General features: G+C 62.6%; 10 protein-coding genes. 6 read left to right on the top strand and 4 right to left on the bottom strand.

Translation table 11 applies throughout. The features are described from left to right. Position 1 precedes the first annotated feature (1 nt). Positions 2–763, top strand: coding sequence for a sulfite exporter TauE/SafE family protein (locus tag C8C89_RS22665; protein WP_243858193.1), 762 nt, complete (start codon positions 2–4; stop codon positions 761–763). A 9-nt stretch (positions 764–772) separates the two neighbouring features. On the opposite strand, the gene C8C89_RS22660 is transcribed toward C8C89_RS22665, so the two are convergent. Next, the gene (locus C8C89_RS22660) at positions 773–2,179 is read right to left on the bottom strand and encodes an RtcB family protein (protein ID WP_243858192.1); all 1,407 of its coding nucleotides are present in this window, start codon (positions 2,177–2,179) and stop codon (positions 773–775) included. Positions 2,180–2,615: 436 nt separating this feature from the next. On the opposite strand from C8C89_RS22660, the gene C8C89_RS22655 reads away from it, so the two are divergent. The 3 genes from C8C89_RS22655 (at position 2,616) to C8C89_RS22645 (ending at position 5,778) form a co-directional block, all read left to right on the top strand. Next, positions 2,616–3,503, top strand: a complete 888-nt coding sequence (locus tag C8C89_RS22655; RefSeq protein WP_133992681.1) for an RNA ligase family protein — start codon at positions 2,616–2,618, stop codon at positions 3,501–3,503. Further along, complete coding sequence (locus tag C8C89_RS22650) at positions 3,503–4,642, top strand: AAA family ATPase (RefSeq protein WP_133993622.1); 1,140 nt, start codon at positions 3,503–3,505, stop codon at positions 4,640–4,642. The genes C8C89_RS22655 and C8C89_RS22650 overlap by 1 nt, the downstream gene beginning before the upstream one ends. A 221-nt stretch (positions 4,643–4,863) precedes the next feature. Beyond that, entirely contained in the window at positions 4,864–5,778 is a 915-nt protein-coding gene (locus C8C89_RS22645) for an NAD(P)H-binding protein (protein ID WP_166674830.1), read from the top strand. 4 nt (positions 5,779–5,782) lie between these two features. Here C8C89_RS22645 and C8C89_RS22640 read toward each other — a convergent pair whose 3' ends face one another. The 3 genes from C8C89_RS22640 to C8C89_RS22630 are packed head-to-tail and all read right to left on the bottom strand — an operon-like array spanning position 5,783 to position 9,368. Beyond that, positions 5,783–7,513: a cobalt chelatase gene (locus C8C89_RS22640; RefSeq protein WP_133992677.1), complete on the bottom strand. Its 1,731-nt coding sequence runs from the start codon at positions 7,511–7,513 to the stop codon at positions 5,783–5,785. Next, positions 7,510–8,484: an AAA family ATPase gene (locus C8C89_RS22635; protein ID WP_243858190.1), complete on the bottom strand. Its 975-nt coding sequence runs from the start codon at positions 8,482–8,484 to the stop codon at positions 7,510–7,512. Before C8C89_RS22635 ends, C8C89_RS22640 begins: the two co-directional genes overlap by 4 nt. A gap of 41 nt (positions 8,485–8,525) precedes the next feature. Next, entirely contained in the window at positions 8,526–9,368 is an 843-nt protein-coding gene (locus C8C89_RS22630) for an IclR family transcriptional regulator (RefSeq protein ID WP_099664793.1), read from the bottom strand. A 185-nt stretch (positions 9,369–9,553) separates the two neighbouring features. Here C8C89_RS22630 and xsc point away from each other — a divergent pair, with 185 nt between their 5' ends. Beyond that, entirely contained in the window at positions 9,554–11,368 is a 1,815-nt protein-coding gene (gene xsc, locus C8C89_RS22625; protein WP_243858188.1) for a sulfoacetaldehyde acetyltransferase, read from the top strand. Between the two features lie 295 nt (positions 11,369–11,663). Further along, complete coding sequence (locus C8C89_RS22620; RefSeq protein WP_133992673.1) at positions 11,664–12,089, top strand: nuclear transport factor 2 family protein; 426 nt, start codon at positions 11,664–11,666, stop codon at positions 12,087–12,089. The last annotated feature ends 24 nt before the right edge of the window (positions 12,090–12,113 follow it).

Below are 12,113 nucleotides of genomic sequence, written 5' to 3'. Positions count from 1 at the left end.
GTTGTTCAGCCTGTCCGTGCTGGCGCTGCTGGGCGTGGTGGCGGTGGGCACATATTTCCAGACCGTCACGGGCTTTGGCCTGGGCATGATCGTCATGGGCATGGCCAGCGGACTGGGCCTGGCGCCCGTGCCCGCGCTGGCGGCCCTCGTCAGTTTGTTGTCGTTGGCTAACTGCCTGGTGGCATTGCCGGGTGCCTTGCACCACCTGGACTGGCGCGCCATCCGCGCGGCCAGCATCGGCTTGCTGCCGGCCATGGCGGCCGGCGTGTTGTTATTGGGATATCTGGACCAGGCATATGCGCCCTTGCTGAAGCTGCTGCTGGGCGCGGCCATCGTGTATGGCGGCGTCAGCATCCTGCTGCAGGCGCCGCCTGGACCGGGCGCGGCCGATAAACGCAGCTTTTTCATCAGCGGCGTGTGCGGCGGCCTGTTCTCGGGCCTGTTTTCGCTGGCCGGGCCACCGCTCGTGTACCAGTTTTACCGCCAGGAAATGAGCTTGACCACCATCCGCTACAGCCTGATCTTCCTGTTCGCCATCAGCGCGGGTGGACGCTCGCTGATGGCGGGCAGCCAGGGCCAGCTGGACGCGAAAGTCCTGCTGCTGTGCGCGCTGGCCTTGCCCGTGGGCGTGCTGGCCACGATGGCCGGCAAGCGCTACCCGCCACCGATCGCCCAACGTGGCATGCGCCGCATCGCGTTTGCCGTGCTGACCGCCATCGGTATCTCATTGATGGCGGCCGCCGTGCCGCAATTGCTGCATTAGACCTTGCCCCTAGGCCTTGAACGTCAATAAAGGTTTCAGTCGCGCGACCGATTGCAGCAAGCCCGCTTCCTCCTGCGCGGCGATGACGGGACCGATCTTCTTGTATGCCATCGGCGCTTCCTCGACGCGGCGTTCTTCGCGCAGGGTCACGCACTGGAAGGCCATTTCGTCGCTACCCACCGTGGGCCTGATCGCGCGCATGGCCTGGCGGCGGATGCTGCGCCCCGCGCCATGCGAACACGACCACAGCCAGTCTGGATTGCCCATCCCCGTTGCTACATAGGAATAGTCGCCCATGGAGCCGGGGATCAGCGCCAGGTCGCCTTCGCGCGCCGGCGTGGCGCCCTTGCGGTGGATGTTCATGCCGTGCTCGCGCAAGATGACGTTGTGCGGCACGTCCACCACCAGGCGCGAGCTATCGTGCGCATACACCTGCGACAGGCTGTCACGCACCAGCTCGGCCAGCACCATGCGGTTGAGCCAGGCGTAGCGCGACGCCACGCCCATGGCGTCCATGTAGTCGCCGGCCAGTTCGCCCGTCAAGCCGTACAGGCCCGATTGCGGGTGGCGCATGCCTGTCGGCCAGGCTTCTTTGGCGCGGTCCATCCAGCGGCTGCCGACGAAAAAGCCCACGTCGCGGCTGCCGCTGTGGATCATGACGACTACTTCGCCGGGCACCAGTCCGTGCCGGTACGCGGCGTGGCGGCCCATGACAGTATCGACCAGCTGGATTTCCACGAAATGGTTGCCCGATCCCGTGGTGCCCAGGCTGGGGTCGCGTATCACTTCGCGCGTGCCCACCAGCGCTTCGGGCGCATGGCGCAAGCCGCCGCCCAGTTCGCGCAGGGCAATGCAATCGTCGAGTTCGCGCAGCAGCCGCGCCTTGTCGACCCGGGGCCACAAGCCGCACATGCCATCCTTGTGCAAGCTGTCGATGAACGCTTCCGGCCCCACGTCGAACAGGGCGGCAAACGCTTTCGAACGCAGCGGCACGTTGCGGCCGTCTTCCAGCAGCACATGCTTGAGCTTGCTCAACAGCTGCGGCTTGCGCGCTTCGAACTGCGCCAGGGTCAAGCCTGTTGTGATCAGGCGCATGCCGCAGGCGATGTCCGTGCCGGGGATGGCGGGGATCACCATGTCGGCACTGGTGGCGACGATGCTGCCCACGGGCGCGATGCTGCCAGGGTGAAAGTCGGGCGTGGCGCAGGCCTTGCACACATGGCCATCCTGGCCGGGCACGGCGACGGCGGCAAACTCCATCAGTTGACGCACGGCTTTTTCCTCGAGGGGAAAGTTGTGGGGCAGCAGCACGGACGCCTGGGCGTGCGGATTGCTGAGTGTATAAATGCCGTCGGCATAGGCGACAGCGATGCCCTGGCGGCGCAGGGCTTTTTGTAATCTGGATAGGGGAAACACGATTCTGCTCCGGAAATAACGAATGCACGGCCTTTTTGCAAGGGCCATGTTTGTTTTCCACGCAGCAGCGACAGGAAGTGCCGCCAGCTTAGCAAATTTCGTGGTGATTGCAAAGCGAGGGTCAGCACTGGAGTGCGCACGATACGCGGAGCCACTTGCAAAATAATCAAACAGCCTTTATATTCCACGTTCTTTCTCGAACCTCTTCCTTATTGGAGCCAAAAGTGCCTCGCTACTTCGCCATCACCTGCTAACGCTGACGAAATGCTCTCTGCAGCATCGTTCGGCGCGTTGACGCCCCCGATTGCTGCGGCACTGTTTTTGCTCCATCCGCACACGTATCCGTGACGCTAGTCTCGATCGTCCACGCCCGAACACGTCGTCAGCACCCCTGACCCTGTATGGACACGCCCCGGTGAACGCGGCGTGGGACGCTATGTTTTTACAATCTTTACCCTTATTCAAATACCCGCGCACGCCGCACCTGGAAGGCTCGCGCCTGCAGGACGGCGACGACGGTTCCGACCAGATGCCCCTGAAAAAGCTGGCCGGCCAGTACGTCGTCATCGAGGAAAAAATCGATGGCGCCAACTCTGCCGTGTCGTTCAGCGATGCGGGCGAGGTGCTGCTGCAGTCGCGCGGTCACTACCTGGCAGGCGGCGGCAGCGAACGCCAGTTCAACCTGTTGAAACCGTGGGCGCATGCGCATGAACACGCCTTGCTGCATTTGCTGGAAGATCAATTTGTGCTGTTTGGCGAATGGTCTTACAGCAAGCATTCCGTGTTTTACGACCGCCTGCCCCATTATTTCAACGAGTTCGACGTGTATTGCCGGCGTACGCAAATGTTCCTGTCGACGGCGCGCCGCCACGCCATGCTGGCAGGCTCGCCCGTGCTATCGGTTCCCGTGCTGTATGCGGGCAAGATGCCTACGTCGCCCAGGCAGCTGTGGCAGCTGCTGCGCCATTCGCTGGCCAAGTCCCTGCTGTGGCGCGATGCTTTTGAACACGCGGTGGCGCGCGAGCGCCTGCCGCTGGACCTGTGCTGGAAACAGACGGACAAGTCGGACCACGCGGAAGGGCTGTACCTGAAAGTGGAAGACGACGAGCAAGTGCTGGCCCGCTACAAGCTGGTGCGGCATGACTTTACGCAAACCATCCTCGACAGCGGCTCGCACCACAGCACGCGGCCATTGATCCCCAACCAGCTGGCCGAGGGCGTGGACCTGTACGCGCCGCAGCCGCTGGTCACGTGGGAGAGCCTGGGCTTGCACACCTGCCAGTCGCTGGACGAACTGGCTGCCTTCTCAAGGAGTACAAAATGATGCACTGGAAAACCCTGCAACAACTGGTGCCGCCAGCGGGGCGCTCACCCGACTTTAGCGCCTGCCTGGCTGCCTTTCCGCAACTGGAACTGGCGAAGACGACGCCGCAAAATCCCGTCTACCACGCGGAAGGCGATGTGTGGACGCATACCATGATGGTGGTGGAATCCCTGCTGGCCATGCCCGACTACCAGGCTGCCACGCGCGCCGAACAGGAAATCGTGTTCCTGGCCGCCTTGCTGCATGACGTGGCCAAGTGCAGCACCACGGTGATCGACCCGGCGACGGGTGCCATCGGCCAGCCCGGCCATTCGCGCAAGGGCGCGCTCGATGCGCGCATCGCGCTGTGGGACTGCGACGTGCCATTTGCCGTGCGCGAGGATATCTGCCGCCTGATCAATGTGCACCAGGTGCCCTTCTTTGCGCTGGAAACCTCGCGGCGCGGCGTGACGCCGGAATTTACCGTGCGCGAACTGTCGTGGCAGGTCGATATCCGCTTGCTGGCCATGCTGGCCGAGGCGGATATTCGCGGACGCATCTGCCCCGATCCGCAGCGCATACTTGACGCCATCGAGCTGTTCAGAGAGCTGGCGCGCGAGGAGGGTTGCTATGGACAGCGGAGGGTTTTTGTTGACGACCACACGCGCGTGAAATACTTTCGCGGCGCCGAGGCGCATCCCGATTATCCCCTGTTCCAGGAGCCGGGTTCGCACGTGATCGTCATGTCGGGCTTGCCCGCGTCCGGCAAGAATACGTGGGTGGACAAACACCATCCGCGCCTGCCCGTCGTGTCCTTCGACGATGCGCGCACGGCCTTGGGCTTGAAGCACGGCAAGAACGAGGGGCAGGTGGGTGATTATGCGGAAGAACGGGCGCGCGAACTGTTGCGCAAGGGCGAACCGTTCGTGTGGAACGCCACGCATCTGTCGAAACTGATGCGCGAAAAGACGCTCAATCTGCTGTACAAATACCACGCGCAGGTGGAGCTCGTGTACCTGGAACAGCCACGCAAGGAATTACTGCGGCGCAACGGTCAGCGCGACACCTCGCTGAGCAACAAGAAGCTGCAATCGATGCTGTGGAACTGGGAAATCCCGCTGCCGATGGAAGCGCATGCCGTGCGCTATTGCGTCAGTTAGCCCAGCAGCGGTCAAGCGCAGTTGAAAGCGCTTGACCGGCCCCGCGCCACGCGCCATGATGGGCGCATGACCCTTGTTTTCCCTTCTTTCCTGTAAGCCTGCCGCAGATCCGCCCCGCAGGGGGCGGGCCGCTGCATGGCTGCCTTTGATTCCCTTACATCATCGTCGTGCGTTGCCGCCCCCGCATGGGGTACGCCTGCGCGCGCCACAAGGAAAAGAACATGAAAACAATGCATCTCGCCGTCGCCGGCGCCTCCGGCCAACTGGGCACCCTGGTCGTCAATGAACTCATCCGGCAGCGCGCCATCCATCCGGGCATGGCGCTCACGGCTATCACCCGCACACCCGGGCACCACGCGGCGTGGCAGGAGCAGGGCATTGATGTGCGCTTCGGCGACTACGACCAGCCGCAGGGCCTGGCCGCCGCCTTCCACGGCGTCGAGCGCCTGCTGTTGATCAGTACAAATGCCATCGATGGCACGGGGCGGCGCCTGGAGCAGCACCGCCATGCCATTGCGGCGGCGCGGCTGGCGGGCGTGGACCATATCGTCTACACCTCGTTCCTGCAGCCGGAAGAGGGAAAAACGTCGTTGCTGAACGACGACCACCTTGCCACGGAAGCGCTGCTGCAAGAGAGCGGTATCGGCCACACGATTTTGCGCAATGCGTTTTACCAGGACTTGCTGCTGGTGGTATTGGGCACTGCCGCCATGGATGGCCAGTTGCGCACGGCCATGGGGCAAGGCCATGTGTCCTGCGTGGCGCGCGAGGATTGCGCGCATGCGGCCGCCGCGGCCCTGGCGGCTGACTACCGTGGCAACCGCATCCTGGATATCACGGGTCCCGCCGCCCTCGATGCACGGGCGCTGGCCGCCATCGCCGCCCAGGTATTCGGCAAGTCCATCGAGGTCGTGGCCCTTGATGCGGATTCGCGCGCGCGCCATTTCATCGCTGCCGGCATGCCCGCGTCGATGGCAACGATGCTGGCCGGTATCGAGCGCTGGCTGGCCACCGATGCCATGCACCTGGTCAGCGATGACTTTACCCGCTTGACGGGCAGGCAGGCGTCGCCGGTGCAAGCGTTTTTGCAGGCGCATCGCCGGCAGTTGCTGGCGCCGACGCTGCCGCCGGCATAGGGCGCTATTTTTTTCGCCCGGCGAGCAGATGCGCGATTTCGCTGAACAGCTCATTGTTCAGCGAGGCGGGCAGGGTGGTGGCCAGGCTGCGGCTGTAGTAGGCGCCCAGGTCCAGGCCCAGTCCCAGGCCGCGGATTTCCACGGCGCCCTGCGCTTCGCGGCGCGCCACCACTTGTTTTAAATGCTGCGCCAGGTAAAACTCGTCGTTGGCCAGATTCGTGGCCGTGTCCATCGGGCAACCGTCGGAGACGACGAGCAGGATGCGCCGCCGCTCCGGGCGCGCCAGCATGCGCTTGCACGCCCAGTCCACGGCTTCGCCATCGACGCCTTCGCGGTACAGATCTGCCTTTAACAGGGCCGCGATGTCGGGACGCGCGCGGCGCCAGTTCGTGTCGCCATCCTTGAAGACCATGTGCACGCGTTCGTTCAAGCGGCCCGGGTTGACGGGTGAGCGGGCGCGCATCCAGTCGCGTTTGACCCGTCCCCCGTTCCATGCGCCCGTCGTAAAGCCCAGCAACTCTGTCTTGATGCCAGCCTGGTCCAGCGCGCGCAGCAGGATGTCCAGCAACACGGCCACGGATTCCGCATGCGTCTTCATGGAACCGGAGCAATCGACGAGGAAGGTGACCAGGCAATCGGCCTGGGGCAGGAATTGTTCTTTGCGAAACAGCCGGCGCTCGGACGGCGAGCTGATCAGCTGCGCCAGGCGGCGACCGTCGATAGTCCCTTCTTCCTCGCCGAACGACCAGCCGTCGCGTTGGGGCACGGCCAGCAGTTGCGTAAAACGCCGTGCCAGGCGCGCCGTGTTGATGCCCAGGCTGGCGATGCGACCATCCATGCGCTCGCGGTATTCGAGCAGCAGGGCGCGGCGCACCAGTTCGCCCGCTTTTTCTTCCCGGTCGTATGCCGTGGAGTAAGCCCTGTAGGCGCCATCGCCGTCGCCGAAGGCACGGCTGTCGCCCAGCGGGGCGCTATCGGGAAAATTGTCGTTATCGCTGTCGAAATCGAGCAGCAGCTTGAAGGCCGCCTGCGCTTTCGCGTCCTGGGCCGCGTTTTGCTGCTCATCCTGCGCCGCTTGCGCCTCTTTCAGCATGGCGTCGACGGCATGGGCAATGGCCAGCGCGTGGCGGGCAAAGGCAGCCTGGGCCAATCGGTGGCGGCGCAATCCCGCCAGGTCGCCACTTAGTTGCGAAGAAACGGACCAGCGCGTCGCCTCGATGAAATCTTCCGTCTTTTCCAGCACGGGCCGGGCCGTCAGGCGCGACCAGCACATCTGGAACACTGTATACAAGAGCAAGCCGGAAGCGCCTTCGGCCAGGCCGGAATCGTAAAACGCATGCGACCAGGCCGTGAAGCGGTGGCGCAGGTTGTTGATCACTCCGGCATGTTGATCTGGCGCAAGCGTTTCCACTCTTAACTGCTCCAGCAGTTCGAACACCAGACGCGCCACGGGTTCTGGCGGACACAGCGTTTTGTGCAGGGCAGCGTCCGTATGCAGCAAACGCAGGGCCACGCTGTCGGCCGCGCCGCGCAGCGAGGGCAAATCCTGCAGCGCCGCATCGGGCTGCAGATGGGCCGCATGGATGGGCAGGGGGCGGTGGCCGTCGTGCAGGCGCCGGCCCCGGTAGCGGATGGCGGCAACGCCGCTCAGCGCCCGGATCGCGCCCGCACACAGTTCATCCGTTTCCTGCTGTTCGCGCGTGTAGGGGGCAGGCGCGGTCGCTTCGGCGCTCATGGCGCCGTCGCCAGCAATTCCTCGTTAAAACAGCGCTGGTAATACTCGGCCACCATGGGCCGTTCGGCCTCGTCGCATTTGTTGAGGAAGGACAGGCGGAAGGCCAGCGCCGGATCGCGGAAGATTTGGCAATTCTCGGCCCAGGTAATCACCGTGCGCGGCGACATCAAACAGGCCAGGTCGCCCGCCGCATAGCCGTGGCGCGTGAGGCCGGCCACGGCCACCATGCTGCTTGCCAGCTGGCGGCCCGCCTCGTCATTCATGGCGGGGACACGCGCCAGCACGATCTCCGTTTCTTCCGCCTGCGACAGATAGTTCAAGGTGGCAACGATGTTCCAGCGGTCGATCTGCGCGTGATTGAGCACCTGCGTGCCGTGGTACATGCCGTTCAAGTTGCCGAGGCCCACGGTGTTCGAGGTGGCAAACAGGCGGAAATGGGGATGCGGTGTGATGACCCGGTTCTGGTCCAGCAGGGTGAATTTCCCGTCGCGCTCCAAAATGCGCTGGATGACGAACATTACGTCTGGGCGGCCCGCGTCGTACTCGTCGAAGATCAGGGCCACGGGGCGCTGCAATGACCAGGGCACGATGCCCTCCTGGAACTCCGTCACCTGCTGCTGCTCGCGCAGCACGATGGCGTCCTTGCCGACAAGATCGAGGCGGCTGATGTGGCCGTCGAGGTTGACGCGCACGCAGGGCCAGTTCAGGCGCGCCGCCACCTGCTCGATATGCGTGGACTTGCCCGTGCCATGCAAGCCTTGCACCATCACGCGGCGGTTGTGGCTGAAGCCGGCCAAAATCGCCAGGGTCACGTCCTTGTTGAAGCGGTAGGCGGGATCGATGTCTGGCACATGCGGGTCGCGCTCCGTAAAGACGGGCACGAGCAGGTCGCTGTCGATATTGAACAGGCTGCGCACGGACTGCAAGGTTTGCGCCGCTGCGGCGGGGGGATGTTGGCGTGAATCTGGCACCTTGTTCTCCTGGTCTAGCCGCAGCATGGGTGCCGCAGCGGTTATGAATTACCTGCCTGCAATGCGTCGTCGTCCCCGCCCGTCGTCGGCATGGTTTCCGATTCGATGGCGGCCAGGGCTTGCGCGGCGCGTTGCAATGCTGGTAAGAAATGTAAAGCCTTGTCGTGCGTCAAACGGATGATGGGTGCCTGGATCGCCACGGCCAGGTTCGAGCGGCCGTTCGGATTCGGCACCAGCACGGCCACGCACAGCAGGCCGGGCAGGAATTCCTCGTCGTCCAGCGCGTAGCCGTTGCGGCGCACCAGTTCCAGTTCGCGTTCCAGCTTGACGGGGTCCGTTTCCGTCTTGTCCGTAAAGCGCGTCAATTCCATATGGCCCAGCAGGCGGCGCCGTTGCACGGGCGTCATTTGCGCCAGGAACAGCTTGCCGCTCGACGAGCAGTGGGCCGGCACCCTCGAACCGGGATGCAGGTAGAAGCGCAGCGGGGCCGCCGTTTCCACCCTGTCCAGGTACACCACTTCGCTGCCGCTGAAGGCCGTCAGGTTGCAGCTTTCGCCCACTTCCTCGACCAGCTGGCGCAAGACCATGCGGCGGGCGCCATGGAAAGTGTTGTTAATCAGCAGGTTCGATGCCAGCCGGCGCAGGCGCACGCCCGTGCTGTAGTGGCGGCCATCGCTTTCGCGTTGCAGCACGCCCACGCTTTCCAGCTGTTGCAGCATGCGGTGCAAGGTGGGTTTTGGCAGCCCCGTTTCTTCCACCAGCGCTTGCAGCGACAGCAACTGGTCCTTCTCGGCAATCACTTCCAGCAAGGCAAACAAACGCATTGTGGGCGTGTCGCCTTCCAGCTTTTCTGGCTCAAGTTTTGGGGATGAAATCATGTCCATGGTGGCCTCGGTGTGTTATTTCATTTTCGAACTCAAATTGTACCGTTTCCTTGAAAATCTGTTTGACTTTTGATTCCCGAACGCTTAAATTGAATTGTATATCAAATTTCGGAACAAAATATACCGATTTTTAATAAATGAGTTGATCATTTCAACAGCCTCACACCACAGACCAGGAGACACCCATGAATGACATGACTGAGCAAAAAGCCGCCGCAGCCGCGATACCTGTAGGCCCGCAAAAGATGACGCCTTCCGAAGCGTTCGTGGAAACCCTGGCCGCCAATGGCGTGACCGACATGTTCGGCATCATGGGCTCGGCCTTCATGGACCCGATGGATATCTTTGCTCCCGCCGGCATCCGATTGATTCCCGTCGTGCACGAGCAGGGCGCCGGCCACATGGCCGACGGTTACGCCCGCGTCTCTGGCCGCCATGGCGTGGTCATCGGCCAGAACGGCCCCGGCATCAGCAATTGCGTCACCGCCATCGCCGCCGCCTACTGGGCGCACACCCCGGTCGTCATCATTACCCCTGAGACGGGCACCATGAGCATGGGCCTGGGCGGCTTCCAGGAAGCGAACCAGCTGCCGATGTTCGAGGAATTCACGAAATATCAAGGCCACGTGACCAATCCTGCCCGCATGGCCGAATTCACGGGCCGCTGCTTTGACCGCGCCATGTCGGAAATGGGCCCGACCCAGCTGAACATCCCGCGCGACTATTTCTATGGCGAAATCAAGGCCGAGATTCCAAAACCGAACCGCCTGGACCGTGGCGCCGGCGGCGAGCAAAGCCTCAACGATGCGGCCGAACTGCTGGCGAAAGCCAAGTTCCCCGTGATCATCTCGGGCGGCGGCGTCGTCATGGGCGAAGCGATCGAAGAATGCAAGGCATTGGCCGAACGCCTCGGTGCCCCCGTCGTCAACAGCTATCTGCACAACGACTCGTTTCCCGCCAGCCACCCGCTGTGGTGCGGCCCGCTCGGTTATCAAGGGTCCAAGGCGGCCATGAAACTGATCGCCAAGGCCGACGTCGTCGTCGCCCTCGGTTCGCGCCTGGGCCCGTTCGGCACCTTGCCGCAGCACGGCATGGATTACTGGCCGAAGAACGCCAAGATCATCCAGATCGATGCGGACAACAAGATGCTGGGCCTGGTGAAAAAGATTTCGGTGGGCATCTGCGGCGACGCCAAGGCGGCCGCGAAAGCCATCCTGGCCCGCCTGGACGGCAAGAGCCTCGATTGCGACGCGACGCGCGACGAGCGCTATGCCACCGTGCAAGCGGAAAAGGCCGCGTGGGAAGAGGAATTGACGAACTGGACGCATGAAAAAGATGCGTACAGCCTGGACATGATCGAAGAGCAAAAGAAGGAGCCGGGCAATTACCTGCACCCGCGCCAAGTCTTGCGCGAGCTGGAAAAAGCCATGCCGGAAGACGTGATGGTGTCGACCGACATCGGCAACATCAACTCGGTGGCGAACAGTTATTTGCGCTTCGAAAAGCCGCGCAGCTTCTTTGCAGCGATGAGCTTTGGCAACTGCGGCTATGCGTTTCCGACCATCATCGGCGCGAAAGTGGCCGCACCGCACCGTCCGGCCGTGTCGTATGCGGGCGACGGCGCCTGGGGCATGAGCTTGATGGAAACGATGACCTGCGTGCGCCACAACATTCCCGTGACGGCCGTGGTGTTCCACAACCGCCAGTGGGGCGCGGAAAAGAAAAATCAGGTCGATTTCTACAATCGCCGCTTCGTGGCTGGTGAGCTCGACAACCAGAGCTTCGCGGAAATCGCGCGCGCCATGGGCGCCGAAGGCATCACGGTCGACAAGCTGGAAGACGTGGGTCCGGCCTTGAAAAAGGCCATCGACATGCAGATGAATGAAGGCAAGACCACCATCATCGAAATCATGTGCACGCGCGAACTGGGCGACCCGTTCCGCCGCGATGCGCTGAGCAAACCTGTGCGTCACCTGGATAAATATAAAGACTACGTCTGATTTGCTGGTGTTGTTGGATTACGCCCTCTGGGCCTCGGCGGCCCCGCTAATCCGACCTACCCAACCTGCGCGACTGTGTAGGTCGGATTAGCCGGGCCTCTGCCCGGCGTAATCCGACACAGCGTTGTGACCAAATTCTCACAGATTGTCACTGAAGTATCATAATTTCATTAAAGAATACAAGGCGTCCCGTTTTTTGAATTATTTGATTTGACAAGGCCATACTTAAGGCTTAAATTCAATAAAAGACAAAAAACGGAACGTATCGTATCAAAAACGATTTACGGAGACAAAAATGAATACACGAGTACCTACCGACGCCGTCACCACCGCCGTGACTACTGATTTCCTTCAAGCGTTCGGCGATGCCTGGAACCGCCACGATATCGACGCCCTGATGGCCGCCATGGCCGATGACTGCGAATTTCACGCCGTGGCCGGTCCTGACTTGCTGGGCAAGAGCTTCATCGGCCGCGACGCCGTGCGCGCCGGCTTCGAGCTGGCCTGGCAAACCTTCCCCGATGCCGCCTGGCTCAACCCCGTGCACTTCGTCAGCGGCCAGCACGGCGTGACGGAGTCGACCTTTGCCGGCACCAAGGCGGACGGCACGCGCATCGAAGCGCGCATGGTCGACATCTTCACCTTCCGTGACGGCAAGATCGCCGTGAAGAATGCCTTCCGCAAGGATCGCCCACCGGTCGTCACGGCTGCCAAAGCCTGAGCCAGCACGTTCACCAGGAATGAT

This window comes from Janthinobacterium sp. 75, assembly GCF_004365495.1.
Lineage (GTDB): Bacteria > Pseudomonadota > Gammaproteobacteria > Burkholderiales > Burkholderiaceae_D > Janthinobacterium.
Note: the sequence above shows the minus strand (reverse complement) of the source record. Positions and strands in the feature narration are given on the sequence as shown.